Annotated in this window: 14 protein-coding genes; 10 read left to right on the top strand and 4 right to left on the bottom strand. The window is 46.4% G+C overall.

The features are described 5' to 3' along the window. Nucleotides 1–42: 42 nt before the first annotated feature. Entirely contained in the window at nt 43–897 is an 855-nt protein-coding gene (locus tag AAE250_RS05975; protein ID WP_446715729.1) for a histidinol-phosphatase, read from the top strand. 99 nt (nt 898–996) lie between these two features. Here AAE250_RS05975 and AAE250_RS05970 read toward each other — a convergent pair whose 3' ends face one another. After that, the gene (locus AAE250_RS05970) at nt 997–1,476 is read right to left on the bottom strand and encodes a thioredoxin family protein (protein ID WP_294600671.1); all 480 of its coding nucleotides are present in this window, start codon (nt 1,474–1,476) and stop codon (nt 997–999) included. Between the two features lie 9 nt (nt 1,477–1,485). Further along, the gene (gene trxA, locus AAE250_RS05965; protein ID WP_294600673.1) at nt 1,486–1,782 is read right to left on the bottom strand and encodes a thioredoxin; all 297 of its coding nucleotides are present in this window, start codon (nt 1,780–1,782) and stop codon (nt 1,486–1,488) included. A gap of 422 nt (nt 1,783–2,204) precedes the next feature. Between trxA and AAE250_RS05960 the strand changes: the two genes are divergently transcribed. The 3 genes from AAE250_RS05960 (at nt 2,205) to AAE250_RS05950 (ending at nt 5,490) form a co-directional block, all read left to right on the top strand. Next, complete coding sequence (locus AAE250_RS05960; RefSeq protein ID WP_342288784.1) at nt 2,205–2,420, top strand: hypothetical protein; 216 nt, start codon at nt 2,205–2,207, stop codon at nt 2,418–2,420. Between the two features lie 44 nt (nt 2,421–2,464). Continuing rightward, nucleotides 2,465–4,495: a fimbrillin family protein gene (locus tag AAE250_RS05955; protein WP_342288783.1), complete on the top strand. Its 2,031-nt coding sequence runs from the start codon at nt 2,465–2,467 to the stop codon at nt 4,493–4,495. Between the two features lie 455 nt (nt 4,496–4,950). After that, the gene (locus AAE250_RS05950) at nt 4,951–5,490 is read left to right on the top strand and encodes an HU family DNA-binding protein (protein WP_342288782.1); all 540 of its coding nucleotides are present in this window, start codon (nt 4,951–4,953) and stop codon (nt 5,488–5,490) included. A gap of 93 nt (nt 5,491–5,583) precedes the next feature. Here the strand turns inward: AAE250_RS05950 and AAE250_RS05945 are convergent, their stop codons facing one another. Then, the gene (locus AAE250_RS05945) at nt 5,584–6,948 is read right to left on the bottom strand and encodes a sensor histidine kinase (RefSeq protein WP_294602808.1); all 1,365 of its coding nucleotides are present in this window, start codon (nt 6,946–6,948) and stop codon (nt 5,584–5,586) included. Then, nucleotides 6,945–7,631, bottom strand: a complete 687-nt coding sequence (locus tag AAE250_RS05940; RefSeq protein ID WP_294602811.1) for a response regulator transcription factor — start codon at nt 7,629–7,631, stop codon at nt 6,945–6,947. The genes AAE250_RS05945 and AAE250_RS05940 overlap by 4 nt, the downstream gene beginning before the upstream one ends. Nucleotides 7,632–7,939: 308 nt before the next feature. Between AAE250_RS05940 and AAE250_RS05935 the strand changes: the two genes are divergently transcribed. The 6 genes from AAE250_RS05935 to AAE250_RS05910 all read left to right on the top strand — a co-directional run bounded on the left by AAE250_RS05935 (nt 7,940) and on the right by AAE250_RS05910 (nt 15,148). Continuing rightward, nucleotides 7,940–9,091: a tyrosine-type recombinase/integrase gene (locus AAE250_RS05935; protein WP_294602814.1), complete on the top strand. Its 1,152-nt coding sequence runs from the start codon at nt 7,940–7,942 to the stop codon at nt 9,089–9,091. Nucleotides 9,092–9,247: 156 nt separating this feature from the next. Continuing rightward, nucleotides 9,248–9,535, top strand: coding sequence for a hypothetical protein (locus AAE250_RS05930; protein WP_294602818.1), 288 nt, complete (start codon nt 9,248–9,250; stop codon nt 9,533–9,535). Between the two features lie 14 nt (nt 9,536–9,549). Next, nucleotides 9,550–10,581 carry a FimB/Mfa2 family fimbrial subunit gene (locus tag AAE250_RS05925; RefSeq protein ID WP_294602820.1) on the top strand — a complete coding sequence of 344 codons (1,032 nt, stop codon included), beginning with the start codon at nt 9,550–9,552 and terminating at the stop codon, nt 10,579–10,581. A gap of 59 nt (nt 10,582–10,640) precedes the next feature. Beyond that, the gene (locus AAE250_RS05920) at nt 10,641–12,446 is read left to right on the top strand and encodes an Mfa1 family fimbria major subunit (RefSeq protein WP_294602824.1); all 1,806 of its coding nucleotides are present in this window, start codon (nt 10,641–10,643) and stop codon (nt 12,444–12,446) included. Nucleotides 12,447–12,589: 143 nt separating this feature from the next. Further along, the gene (locus tag AAE250_RS05915; RefSeq protein ID WP_294602826.1) at nt 12,590–14,161 is read left to right on the top strand and encodes a hypothetical protein; all 1,572 of its coding nucleotides are present in this window, start codon (nt 12,590–12,592) and stop codon (nt 14,159–14,161) included. 33 nt (nt 14,162–14,194) lie between these two features. After that, a complete protein-coding gene (locus AAE250_RS05910; protein ID WP_294602829.1) occupies nt 14,195–15,148 on the top strand; it encodes a fimbrillin family protein in 954 nt (317 codons plus the stop codon). The last annotated feature ends 119 nt before the right edge of the window (nt 15,149–15,267 follow it).

Raw genomic sequence — 15,267 nt, 5'->3', positions numbered from 1 at the left:
TGATAAAGTGATAAAGTGATGAAGTGATAAGGTGATAAAGAGATGGAGAGAATGAAGACTGGAAATTTAACGAATTATCATAGCCATAGTCTGTACTGTGACGGGCGTGCCGGGATGGAAGACTTTGTGCGCTTTGCATTGAGCGAGGGGTTTACTTCTTATGGCTTTTCCTCTCATGCCCCTTTGCCATTTTCCACCGCGTGGACCATGGAGTGGGACCGTATGGACGATTATCTGTCCGAGTTCCGCCGGTTGAAGGAGAAATATGCCGGACGCATTGAATTGTACATCGGCTTGGAAATAGATTATCTGAATGATGAAAGCAATCCGTCCGTCGCGCGCTTCAGGGAGCTGCCGCTGGACTATCGCATCGGTTCCGTGCATCTGCTGTATGATGACAAAGGCGAGATTGTAGATGCCGATGTTCCTGCCGGTACTTTCAGGAAGATTGTAGACGAACATTTCAATGGGGACCTGGACCGGGTGGTGCACCTCTATTATGAACGGTTGTTGCGGATGGTGGAGTTGGGAGGCTTTGACATCGTGGGCCATGCCGATAAAATGCATTACAATGCATCATGCTACCGCCCGGGATTGCTCGATGAACCTTGGTACGACAGACTGGTCCGCGATTACTTCGCAGAAATTGCCCGTCGCGGATATCAGGTTGAAATCAATACGAAGGCTTATCTTGATTTGGGTACTTTCTATCCCAATGAACGATACTTCTCCCTGCTGCACGATTTGGGCATCCGCGTACAAGTGAATAGCGACTCCCACTATCCGGAAAAGATAAGCAACGGCAGGGCCGAGGCACTGAAAGCCCTGAAGTTGGCGGGCTACGAAACGGTGATGGAGCTGCATGGCGGCGAGTGGAAAGAAATGCCGATCGTTTAAATGCCGCTGGCCCGGAAGCTGCATAAACCTAAAAAAACTCCTGACTGCCCGGCATAGACAGGCAATCAGGAGTTTTTCTCTTTTAAATTTATAAACTTATCATTTTCCTTTCAACAGGAAATCATCTATTACTTTCTTGTAAGTTGCCTTGTCGGCAGCACCGCGAAACAGTTGTGGCTCTCCCTCCATCGGGATAAACACGAAGAGAGGAATGCTTGAGGCATTGAATAAGGCTGCCAGCTCTTTTTCCTTATCTACATTGACCTTGTAGACAACGATTTGGTCGGAATATTCCTTGGCCAGATCCTTCATGATGGGGCCCGTCATGCGGCAGGGACCACACCAGTCGGCGTATAAGTCGATGATGGCAGGTTTGCTTCCTTTATACTTCCATTCCTGGGATTTCTCGTAATCGAATACGTCGTTGATGAACATATTCTTGTTCATTGCGATTACATCTCCTGCGCCGGCCCGGGCTTCTTTTACCTCGGCAGATTTCGGCTGTTTGGCTCCGTCGGTGCAAGCGTAGGTCAGTGCGCTTGCGCAGAACAGAGCAGCTATGGCTAATACTTTTTTCATTTCCTTCGGTTAAGAGTTTTGTTCTATAACGGCTTTCAATTCCTTACCGCCGATAACGCCTGAATGACGCCATACGGCTTCACCTTTTTTGAATACGATGAACGTAGGTACTGCTTGTATGCGATAGCGGGCAGCCAATTCTTCGTGCTGGTCTACATCTATCTTGGCAATACGGGCAGTGTCACCTATTTCGCCTTTGAGCTCTTCCAATACTGGGTGCATGGCTTTACAAGGGCCACACCAGGTAGCAAAGAAGTCAACTAAAACGGGTTTCTCTGATTGTATCAGTTCTTCAAATTTCTCCATAATACTTTCCTTTTTTTGTAGTTAATGTGAATCAGGAGTTAATGCTTTACCTCCTGACTTGTGTAATAGTTTGAATATATAACGTTTGAGTTAGGGAAAAGGTTCATACAATTATCGTTGCTGTGTATGTGCCAAAAATGGCTTCGACCGCGGAAGATATGACAACTGTCAGGAAATAAGATGATTAGGGCGGGCGGGGCGTTCATTAAACGTTCGTTTATTGGACGCTGCAAATATAGGGTTTTTCTTCTTCTTACTGTTACAATCCCTGCCTTTTTTCTGTGGTAATATCTCGTTGCTGCTCAAAGCATAAGCTATCTCCTTCTATCAAGATATAGAAAAGGAGGGAAAAGGTGTCCATTAAACGAACGTTTAATGAACGCCCCGCTATTTATCCATTAATTATCTAATTATCAGCAGTTATGGAACAGAAAACAAGACAGCAGTACATGCCTCCTACTATAGAGGTGATCCCCTTGGAAAGCGAAAGTGTGATTGCAGGCAGCCCGGGTGGCGGAGGAACATCCGACATGCCGATACAGCCATTGAACACCGCCCGCAGAGGGCGAAGCTACGGTGCCGCCTCTACCAGCGAATTGGAAGATTTGATAAACGATATTCTGACCGTGGAGCAGTAGCTGCTGAGATTATTATGATTATAAGTACTAAATAACCAAGCAATATGAAGAAACAGACACTTTTACCCGGCCTCTTGGCAAGCATGCTTGCAGGTGCGGCCATAGGATGTAGTAACGAGTTGCCACAATCTGCCCCGCCCGCACCGGAAGACGGACGGATAGCAGTGACCGCCACGGCAGGAATCCCCCGTGGAGGAGCCACTACAAGAGTAGCATTCAACGAGAACAGTGGAATAAGCACGCTCGAAATAACCTGGCGAAGCGACCTGAGCCACCCTGAAACCTTCTCCGTGCTCGAAGGTACAGCCGCTGTTCTCCCTTCCACCTTCGCACAGGCAGAGGTAGACGCAGGGAATGCCCACAACGCCACCTTCGAAGGTACTATCAAGGACCGGAGCAGCAATTTCTACGCCCTCTATCCCGCACTGCCCGAAGACAAAGCAGCAACCCCCACTGACATCACCCTCGACATGAGCGGACAGACAGGCGACGCACCGGACGAAAGCAAACTGTACATGTGCGCCCAAGCCACCTACAACGACGGACTGGCATTCAGCTTTGTCCACCTCACCTCTATCTTGAAACTAAAACTGAAATTCCCCGACGTAGCGGGTGCTTCCACGCCCGATATGAAGATAGAGGCACTTACCCGCGGCGCGGGAGCAACCGGCACGGTGACGGGTGTTCAACTTCGTGGCAAGGGTGTCTATGCTTCGGCACAGGTGGATATTACAGGCACGGGTAGCGGCGTGCAGCCGTCTCCGGTCTATACCGACCTTGCTCCCATCGGAGTACTGCAACTGAGCGGCAGCTTCACGGCGGAGGATAATGCTGCCACGGTCTATCTGCACCTGCTTCCGGGAACGCTGGCCGAGGCTCAGGTCATAGCAATCAAAGAGGGAAAGACCTATACCGGCACTTTGTCCGGTACCGTAGGCGTAGGTACTATGTACACAGCTGAGGTAGCCATGCAGCAGTCTGCAACGTTCGATGATGCTGCGGCATCGGGAGAGGGCGAAGCACCTGCGTTGCTTACTACGGGGGGAAATACCAAAGATAATCCGTATCTGATAGCTTCTCCCGCTAACTTGCGGTGGTTAGTGAAGCAGTTGGCGGATGCCACAGATAGCAATCCCACTACCGGGAAGTATTACCGTCTGACGACGGATGTTGAGGTGACTGCGGATAAGTGGGTGCCGATAGGAGAAGGTAGTACTAATAAGCTGTTCGATGGTTTTTTTGATGGAGACGGTCATGTTATTAGTGGTACACTGCAAGGGGATGCCGGGTATTTCGGTTTCTTCGGCATGTGTAATGAAAACAGCGAAATCACTAATCTGCACATGGCGGCAACGGTGACAAGTACCTCATCATCGGGAGGCTCATATATCGGCAGTATAGCAGGATGGGCTTATAAGATTACAGGATGTAGCAACAGTGGAAATATAATAGGAAACAGTTGTACGGGTAAAATAGGTGGCATTGTCGGGGCGACTGATTTCATTTCCGGTTGCATCAATACCGGGAAGATTGATGGTGGAAGTAATAACAATATGAGTATTGGTGGTATTGTGGGTGATATTGCGAAAGATTGTAGCGATTGTTACAATAGTGGTGAAGTAACTGGTCAAGGTAGTGGCAAGATAGGCGGCATTGCCGGAGAGAGTGCAGGCTCCACTTTTAAGATGGAAGGTTGCACCAATATTGGAAAGGTAGATAGTACTTTGGGATTAACCGGTGGTATTCTTGGGTATACTAATGGTTCTATCACCTTCATACGTTGTACTAATCATGGTGAAGTGATAGGAGGAGCGGATAAATTAAGAAGCAGTACCGGCGGTATTGTTGGGTACGTAGGCTCTGGAAGCTCTTTCCATCTTTGCCACAATAGCGGTACTGTGACAGCGGGGAGCAGTGAACATTATATTTATACAGGTGGTCTGATAGGGCATTATGGTTCTGCATTTACATCTACCATAACAGTCTATGACTGCTGCACCAACACCGGCACTCCGGACCAATGGATAGGCAGCAATGCAACCTATGAACCAGTGCCGTGCGAAGAACACCATTGATTTATAATGTCTTACCCCATCCTTCTCCGACCCTTAACCCACACGAACGGTTACCCCTCGGAGGAGGCTATGGTGAGACCAGTAGTCTCCCCTTATGTGAGAGTAGTAGTCTCACCCTACCTGAGACCAGTAGTCTCACTACAGGAGAGACCCTTAGTCTCACCACACCCGAGACCAGTAGTCTCACTTGACGTCAGACCTCGGTCTGTCTTNCCCTACCTGAGACCAGTAGTCTCACTATAGGAGAGACCCTTAGTCTCACCACACCCGAGACCAGTAGTCTCATTTGACGTCAGACCTCGGTCTGTCTCCCGGGCCCGTCCCGGTGTCCTCACGCCTTGGTGCGTACTCTTATGGGCAATGCCCCCTTGCCTGATGCCTGCATCCGGGCCACTCGGCACTGAATACGTTGACAAATCATGCAAAAGAAGCAAAACTTAAAACACTTCAACATTATGCAGAAATATAAACTTGTGAAACGCGGCAATCCCTCCAAACCGGATGCTCCGAAGAAATGGTACGCCATCCCCGTGTCCTACGAGGCACAGAGCGTGAAGGTAATGACCCGTGCCGCCACGGAAAACACCACCACAGCCCCCATCGAACTGGAAGGTTCGCTGGAACTGCTGGGCGAGTATGCCAAGCAGCAGTTGCTTCAGGGCCACACCGTGCGTGTGGGCAACCTGGGCACCTTGCGCATTACCTTCAAGAGCGCAGGCGTGGACGACATCACAACGTTCAATGCCGGACAGATGATACGCGAACCTCGCATCATCTTCACTCCCTCGAAGGAGCTTCGCGAATCGGTCGTTCAGAACCTTCAGTTCCAGAACGGCGGTGTGCTCGAAGATGGTGTCAGCTATGCCTCGCTTTCGGACTATAAGCGGGCGAAAGGCATCACCGGCGGCGGCAGCGACAATCCCGGTTCGGGTGGCAATCCGGGCGGCAGCGGCGGTGGCAACGATGGCGACCAGAGCGAGAATCCTTTGGGATAACGCGGTAAACGCATCGCTGTGAGCGAAAAGACAGAAGGCTGAATCTATCGAAAAGATTCAGCCTTCTTATTTAACGTCAGTTCGATATAACGTCTACAGATGCGGCAGCTTTATCATAAACGTAGTCCCTTCGTTCTGCTGCGACAGCACCGTGATTTCCCCTTTATGCAGGTTTATTATTTTCTGCGTCAGCGCCATTCCTATCCCATGTCCGGGGGCTATGTCTTTGTTCTCGCCCCGATAGAACAGGGTGAACAACTTGTCTTTATCTTTATCGGATATGCCGATGCCATTGTCCGAGAAGCGGATGATGGACCATTCTTCCCAATATGAAATCTGGATAAACGAAGTCTTGTTGGCAGAGTACTTGCAGTTATTCTCTATCAGGTTGACGAACGCCGTTGTCAGCAGATAGATGTTTCCGGCTACGGTCAATACGTTGTCGCTCTCCGCTTCCTGGCCGAAGATAAGCTCTACATGGTAGTCGGGGTGTGCTTTCAGTATCAGTTCCCTGGCATCCAGCAACAGTTCGTCGAGGCGGGTCTCTTCTATCTTTATCTGCTCGGGTTGATAATCGGCTTTGGCAAGGTTCAGCAGGCCGTCTGTCAGCTTTATGATACGGTGTACGTCCTGCAGGGCATTGCCGATGGCCGTCTGATACTGTTGCGGGGTGCGCTCTTTGAGCAGGGCAAGGTCCAGCTCGGCCGTCAGTGCTGCCAGGGGCGTACGCAGTTCGTGAGACACGTTGCTGATGAACATCTTCTGCGAGTTGAAGGAAGTTTCCAACCGGTCCAGCAGGGCGTTGAAGGCAATGCTGAGTTCGCCCAGTTCGTCCCGGCTTTTCACGGGCAGGCGTCTGGCCATTTGGGAGGCTGTGATGCTTTCGGCCTCTTTGGCAATGGTGCGGATGGGGTTCAACGAAATCCGCGCAAGCAGGTAGCCCACGATGAACAGCACCGACAGCCCTGCGGCAAACAGTATGAACAGGGTGTGTTTCAGATTCTCGAGATTGGCATACCCATATCCGTCGTATGCCGCGGCCGTCACTACGTATTCTTTTCCTTTGAATGTATAGACCATGCCTATGCTTTGGTAGTCGTTTTCCTGAAACTCTATCTCCCTTTGTTGCATGATGCGGTCTATCATTGCCCGGTCTTCTTTCACGATGTCGTTCTCTATTGCATCGTGATACAGCATTTCGAAGTCGGGCGTGTAGATGGCTACTTCCACCTCATTGATAAAGTTCTTGTTGTTCAGGTAGATGGATTGCATGATTTCGGCATCTACCTTATTGTTAAGGAACAGATGCGCCTTGGTCACGGCTTCGCTTTTCAGGTTGTAGAAGAAGGTGTTGCTGCGGGTGTGCTCGCTGACGTAGTAGATGGTGACCATGAACAACAGGAATACGGTTGCTATGATGGCGGTATACTTCAGGGTAAGGGCGGTTCTTATTTTCATAGCTTGTCGGTCAGTATAAAGCCCATTCCCGGTTTGGTATGGATCAGTTTGGTTTCAAAATCCCTGTCTATCTTCTTTCGCAGGTAGTTGATGTATACATCTATGAAGTTGGTTCCGGTGTCGAAGTGGGTATTCCATACTTTCTCGGCTATTTCTATACGGCTGATGACTCGTTCGGGATTTTCTGCCATATAGAGCAGCAGATTGTATTCTTTGGGGGATAGTTTGATGGGAATGCCGTTTCGGGTGACATTCTTCCCGTTGAGGTCGATGTATAAATCGGCATAGGCGATGTGGTCGGGGGTGGAGAGGGGAGACTCGATGTTTCTTTTCAGCAGCACTTTTATTCTGGCGTTGAGTTCCCTGAAGTCGAAGGGCTTTACCATATAGTCGTCTGCTCCGGCATCGAAACCGTCGAGCTTGTCGTCGGTAGAACCCAGTGCGGTGAGCATCAGGATAGGGATGTTGGGGCTTGTTTTGCGTATCTCTTTGGCCAGTTCAAACCCATCCATTTTCGGTAGGATGATGTCGGATATAACCAGGTCGAACGTGTACGACTGGAACAATCGCAGTCCCATTGCACCGTCATAGGCCACCATTGTCTGGTAGCCGTTTTCTTCCAAACCTGTCTTCAGCAGGCTGGCAACTCTCTGTTCGTCTTCGATAATGAGGATTGTATGCATCGTCTTTTTGGCACTGTTTGTTCGCAAAGGTAGCAAAAAAAAGGAAGGCTGTATTTTCAAAGAGAAAGTAAAATACTTGTTATCCCGTCAAAAATAGAACATATCTCTCATTCTTGTGATCATTTTTTGTACATTTGATCGGTATGTAAAATGTCAAAATGACAAAGAGCCTCTCTGATTTTAAGGAATCGTATACTTCTGATGGCTGAAATATAAAAAACATATAATGATACAAACCTGAGTGTCTCCCTTTGTGTTTTTAGTATCAGCACCCTGAAAAATAAATTTGGAATTTAATAGGAGGAAACATGAAGAAAAAGACAAAAACAGAATTGGGATGCAGTGTATTATTGTTGGAAAGCTTTAGAAAGCTGATTGCGCAGAAAGAAAAGGACGGCTATCTGCGTACGGCAGCCAACTATCGGAGTACGGTGCATAAATTGCAAGCGTATCAGCCGGAGAAGTCCGAGACCTTGACCTTGCAAGAGATCAATGAAAAATGGGTATCTTGTTTCGTCGGTTGGCTTAAAGCACAGCATCCCAACAAACTGCAAACTTCGGACTTTTATTTCCGCAATGTACGTGCCATGTACAATGGCACTTGCAAGTTGCTTAAAATAAAACCGTCCGCAAAGCCTAGCCCATTCAGGGAAGTTTCTTTTGCCGGCAAGCAATCTTCTAAACGTGCCTTGACTAAAGAAGAGGTTGATAAGTTGCTCGACCCGGAGTTCCGCGAAAGGCTTTCGATGCATTTGCATGAAAGCCTGGACATTCTTCTTTTTATGCTTTTTATGCGTGGTATGGTGTTTCAGGATGTCTTCAATCTCACGTGGGAGATGGTGGATGCTGATAACCATATCCACTATCTGCGTAGCAAGACTGAGATACCTATTGATACAAAGATACCTTCTGAGGCTCAAAAGATCATCGAACATTATCGGAAAGAAGATTGCATATATGTTTTCCCTTTCTTGCATGGGAGCAAAAACAGGCGAAAGAAAAAAGACAGTGCTATCTCTGAACAGTCTTCTTTGCACCGTGTGAACCGTCATGCCCACAAGATAGGAAGAATGGCAGGACTGAGCCTTCGGCTTAGTACGTATGTGATGCGGCATACTTTCGCCACTCTGATGCTGGAATCCGGAAAATCAATAGAACTGATCAGCCAATGTTTAGGCCATGCTTCGATCCGCACTACCCAAATCTATATTTCGCGTATCTCCATGAATAGGGTAGATAAGGAAGTGAATGATATGTTCGATCAGATGCTGCGCCCGATAACTGAATCCCCTCCGGAGAAGATTCCTATCAGGGAAAAACAGAAAGTACCCCCTAAAAATAAAAAATATCCCTTTCTACATAAGAAAGGGACATCTTCATTAAAACATGTGGCAAAGATAGCTCTTTTACGGAAAACAACAAATTTTCTGGTTTCTTTTTTTTCTCTTCTTTTACCTTGACCTCCTTTCTTTTCTTTGTATAGCAATACTATTTTCCTATTATTCTCTTTATAACTAGCTGAAAAACAGATTTATAATCCTTTATTATTTTACCTATCTCTTTCTTATGTAGAAAGAGAGAAGTAGAAAACTTATGAATTAATAAAGCGAAGGTGTATGAATCCACGTCTAGAACAAATATTGCAGTTGGAATCGGTCAATACGGATTTTATCCATTTGTTTCTGTTGCCGGCAGAAAACAAGTGGGCAGCCTATGAACAATCAGCAGTCAACTTACAAGTCTTTATGCCGGAAGTGAAAGCTACTTTGACGGAAGAAGTATTTCCTGAAGCAGATATCTTTTTGCATCGTGTACTGATAGATGGGGCGCTTGCGCAGGAACATTCATTTCCATTTGTGTGCCACTTGTGGAGGAAAGATTATGTAGAATTGGAAAACAGATAATGAGGAAGGTAATTATGAAAATACAAGCAAAATATATTCTTAGTATTCTGTTGCTGGCCGGAGGAGCAAGTTTAAGTAGTTGCATACACGAGGACAACGACGATTGTCCGCAAGAGGGTAATGTGGATATTGCCATGACTTACTATTGGCACAACAAGGGCAATGTGGACAACTTTGGCCAAGAGGTAAACCGTGCCGAACTTTATGTCTTTGATAAAGACGGGTTGTTTTATCGCCGGGACGTAGCGGAGAAACCGGCTTTTACTAACGGATATCATCACCTCTTAACCTTGCCGGGTGGAGATTATACCATCTTGTCATGGAGCAACGGTGGTACGGCATGGCAGCCCGAGGCTTTTCTTCCGGGTATCACTACGCTGGAAGAAGCACGCATGAAACTTGCGGCTAATCCTACAACAAGCGAAAATGCATACGTGGTAGCAGATATGCCCGAAACCTTATTTTTCGGTAAAACACAAGAGGAGAAAGTACGGGTAGTGAATGGAAAAACGGTGCACGACTCCATTGACCTGATGCAGGTGACGAATAATGTGCATATCCGCATCCGCTGGAAAGACCATGATGGTGTTTATTGTACCGATAAGGGACATGAAGAGAGCGTACGTCCTTATCTGGAAATAAAGAACGGAGAATATGACTTTGCCGGCAAATTGCAACGCGAACGCTTCCTTACATATATGCCGCAATTGCTTCCTTCGGAAGAAGAAAGCCCGATAGATTATGCTTCGGTACGTGCCGATTTCCGTATTGGAAGGCTGATGGCGGAGGGTAGTACTGCAAAGATTACAATCGGCGAGGTATTACCTGATGGCAGAGTTACGCGTCGCTACACCCGTGGTCTTGTTGAATTGATCCGCCTGACCGGGCATTATGATACACAGGAGCATATAGACAGGGAAGACCATTTTAATGTGGACATAGATTTCTGTTGTACGGGCTCCGACCACTCCCATGCTGACACTTGGATGGTTCAAGGCATCATCATCAATGGATGGGTGGTGAAAGACATAGGAAGTGAGTTATAAAACCAGTGAAATATTATAGAGATAACTTTTATTTATTAACAATTAAATTTTGAAAAGACATGAGGTTAAACAATCTTTTGGGGATGTTATTCGTAGCTTCTTTAGCTATGACATCTTGTAGTAATGATGACATTACGGAAAATGCTCCGGGTGTGGACAGTGGTGTAGTAGCCGGTCAAAAGACGTGGGCTATGCTGAATTTCTCAATCGGTGAAGCTGTGAATACACGTGCGGCCGGAATTGGAGAGAATGGTACGGAGGATACTGACGAGGCTCTTGAATTGGCAGTAAAGTCGTTGGATTTGTATATCTTTGATGAGAATGGCACGTTGGAAATGATGAAGGCATATGGTGAATCAGAGTTGGGAGATAATACCGATCCTGATTACGATGCTTCTAAACTTGCTCCCGGCACTCCGGTGGAAGTGACTTCAGGAACCAAGACTTTTTGTGTAATCCTGAATAAGTGTGGAAATCCTTCGGTTACTGTCAAGCAGACTACAATAGCTGAATTCTTGAAAAGTGTGCAGAGCATGTCCACTTATTCCGCAGCAGACGGTTTGGTTGATGGTGGTTTGATGACTTCGGACGCTATGATGATGACGGGAACTACCGAAGTTACTCTTCATGCCGGTATCAGTAAAGAGAAAGTTACAGCCGGTATGAGTAGTAGTGACCCCAGTGTGCAAGAAGCGAATAATGTTGTTACTATGTATGTAAATAGAAATGCTGCCAAACTGGATTTGAAGTTAGGAGGAAGTGGCTCTATCATATCTTTGGATGTAAAGGATGATAACGCCAACACCTTGGCCGCTCTTTCGAATGTACAGTATAAAGTGAACAACTTGAGTCAGGATACTTACTATTTTCTGCAACCGATAGATGCCAACGAGGTATATCCTACTCCTTGGTACTCTCTTCCTGAAGTTGGTGGTGCTTCTTCTTGGAATGAAAAGTGGTTTGATATGGACGATGAGTATAAAGCACTGAATACTACTATCTATATGTCCGAAAATACTCATGAACAAAATAAGGCAAAGGTAGGAAACACTACTTATGTATTGGTGAAAGGTGTATATGTTCCTACAGACAACGAGTATATTGTTGATGGATATGATGCAACGAGCAAAGACTTTACATATGCTGCGAGTAGCACTTTGAAGAATGGTGAAAATACTATTTTCTCTTATGAATATAATGTAGCATTCTCTTCATTCACTAAAGAGCCCGGACTTGATCTTACTTCTACAGATTTAAGTGATGCGACTATTGTTGGCTATATCAAAGCATTGGTAGCTCGTAGAGTTGCTGAGAAATATACGGCAGAAGATGATATTACGGCAAATGATGTAGTATTCTGTGCCAATGAAGCTGCTTATAATAATGCCGTGGCAATTCCTGTGACTCAATCTACCGTATATGCATACCTTACTCCGGTCATGGTAAATGGTGACACTAAAGCAGGACACTATACCATCACTATGAAGAGATGGAGTGTTAAAGTAGGCGAAGATGAGGCTTCAGTAGATAACAGCTTTAATCTGACTCCGCTTACTATCGGCGTGTATAATACTGTTACAGACGGTGCTAATGTCGGTCTGGAATGCTTCTATCGCATCAATGTATTTACTGATGGTTATGCAAAAGCACATCCTATGTACTATTCTGTAATGCGTAACGTGTCTTACCATGTAAGCGTCAATAGCGTTGCCCGCATTGGTGAAAACGACGATGTGAACGTAGACTTGGGAGGTGATACGAACCAGGAGCAACCGATTGAAGAGGCTACTACATTTATGCAATGTAAGATTAACGTGTACAAATGGGTAGGCAAGGGTATGATTATTGAGGGTCTAGGCCAATAAACCTTGATTTAATCTGATGAAAGGCGGTGAAAGTTTCCCTCCCGCCTTTCATTCAAAGAATTTCCGCTCCGGGTACTCGCAAGAGGGCCGGCATCGTACCATCGGGGGACGGGCGGAAACAATAATATATAAATAATAGCGAAATGATACTGAATCGGATTTTTAAAACGACTTTTGCCGTCTCGCGATGGGCATTGTGCATGGGAGCCTGTCTACTGCTCATCCTGTCATGCGACGTGGATGAAAGCATGCGGACATCGCCTGCAGAGGAGGATGTGTATATCAGCCTGCGTATTAATGTGCCCGGTAATAAAGAGGCAGGGACGCGTGCACTGTTGCCGGACGATGAATCGGCCATCACTAATCTTCAGGTATTGGTGTTCAATGCTATTGACGTGTTTCAGTATAAAGCGGAAGTTGGAGGCTTGGACGGGACAATCTATGTGCGCTTGAGGAAAAGTAGCAAGGAGGAACGATACTACCTTGTACTGCTGGCAAATACTTCCGATTTTACTCCCTCAGGGGCGATGACAAAGGAAGAGATTCTGCAACAATATACTTTTGTTGCTATGCATGGTGGTGATGCCGGTTATCCGAATGCCAGCGGAACTTCCCTTCCTATGTGGGGAAAAAGTACCCCAGAAATCATTAATAGTGCAACGGATTTCGGAGCAATCTCCGTTTATCGGGCGGTGGCAAGAGTGGATGTCGGAGTGAAATTCAAAAAGAATAATGCGGATAATACAGCCTCTGATGACGACCAGCCGGAGGCTGAGGGACTGGATGAGTTCAAACTGACAAGTGTAAGACTATATAATAGTTTGGATAAGGGCTATGTGGCTCCTGTAGGTGGATATGGTACGATTAGCATTCCGGACGATGCAGCTCCATATACACCGAACTATGTAGAATATCCGGTTGCCAACGAAAAACAGACCGATCACGAGATTTATCTGGCAGAAGTGAAAAACCATACTGCTGATAAGAGCAATAAAGCAATGCAGGAGCGTTGCTGTATTGTAGTGGGGGGAAACTATAAGGGTAGTGAGACTTACTATCGCATCGACTTCCTGGAAGATGGCAAAACGGATGCAACGTTGATGGACATTATGCGCAATAGCCGCTATATTTTCAATATCACAAGTGTGTACGGCCCCGGATACGACACACCCGGTGAGGCTTTTGAGAATAAACCTTTCAATATCAGTGTGAATGTGGAGCATTGGGATCATGCACTTGGCAGTACAGATTACAACGGGCAGGACAATTTTCAGTGCTCTACCAAAGACGTTTCGTTGGGCTATTTTCTTGGCAGTTCTCAGAAAGTAGCGGTGAAGAGCAATGTAGCTGTAGCGGACTGGGTGTTCGAGAACGAAAATGAGTGGCAGGACGTGTTTAGCGTGGAACTTCCCGAAAATGCGACAGACATCGGTTATATCACGTTTACAGCAAAGGGCTATGGACCGGCTTCCAGAAGTGTGCGTATTAAGATAAATAACCTGAGTGTAACCTTCCGGGTGACTCAAAGCAACGGAGTTTACCTTTCTCCTGACGGGGTGCTTGTTTACGATTGGAGACAAGCCAATAATGGAAATGAAACGGAAATTCCCGTTCATCCGGGTGTGAATACCCGACCGGATGATGAGGGTGTGACTGTAATTGACAGAGGTGATGACAGGGATGATATTATTGATAATCAGTCTGTAGAACTCTAGACTGATAGTAAGTAAAACAGAAAAACAATGGATATGAAACTAAGATATTTGTTATATGCAATGCTGGCAGGAGTTACTTGCGGATCTCTGTCCGGATGTTCGGCCGACGAAGAGCGGAGTGGAATTGGCGGAACGACTCCACTTGCCATTCGCAGTATGTCTGTCGGTACGTATTCGTCCGACGTTGATACTCGTGCCGGTGGTGACTTGGTCATTCTGAAAGAGGGAACCATAGGGGTTTTCCGCATCTCTGGCGGGGAGGAAAAATTGAATGTGCCCTATGTATATGGAGAAACAGCGTGGACCACTACACAGGAGGGGATTCTATTATCCAAGGAGGTTTCACAATTGTGCACATATTATCCATATTCGTCGTCGGATGATACTTTTGAAAAAACTTCCGATGACATCAGTTTGAGTCTGCAAATTGCTCCCTATAACCAAGCTCATGATCTGTGTGGAGGTACGTTTACAGCATCGGAAACGAATTCTCGCCCGACGCCGGTGTTGTCTCACCTTTATGCGCGTATCAGTTTCCGATTTGCTAAGCAAGATACTTATAAAGAGAAAGGTGTGGTGTGCTCTTTCATGCTCAACGGGGTATATAAGGCAGGAAAGTACTGTTTGTTCGCCGACTCCTATTCTGTTACAGACACTGGCTCTTATATATGGGACAGTCCGGACGTAACGGCAGGCACAGAGCATTCGACAGTTGATTTACTGCTGATTCCGATGCTTATCCCGAATGGCGGACAGGAGTTTTCGTTTTATTTAGATGGGACAGAGAAGAAAAATTCCTATAAAGGAACCATCCCTCAGAGTCTGTTTACCAGTACTCATAACAGTTTGCAGGCGGGATATCATTACAAATTGAAAGTTATGGTAGGCGAAAAAGGCTTTACTGTCGTGCCGGATGATGACAACGGTCCAAGTGTGTCGGGCTGGAGTACAGAGAAACTCAAAGACAATGAAGTGGAAGTAGGATGATTGAAATGCTTCTACCGTTCGGAAGGTAGGAATTTTTCTCTTTATCTTCCGTACTTTTTCTCTTAATGCCGACCGGTTTTTCTTTATATAAATGATGGATAGTACATGGATAATTAATA

Origin of the sequence: Bacteroides sp. GD17 (assembly GCF_038448625.1) — a bacterium.
Taxonomy (GTDB): Bacteria; Bacteroidota; Bacteroidia; order Bacteroidales; family Bacteroidaceae; genus Bacteroides.
Note: the sequence above shows the minus strand (reverse complement) of the source record. Positions and strands in the feature narration are given on the sequence as shown.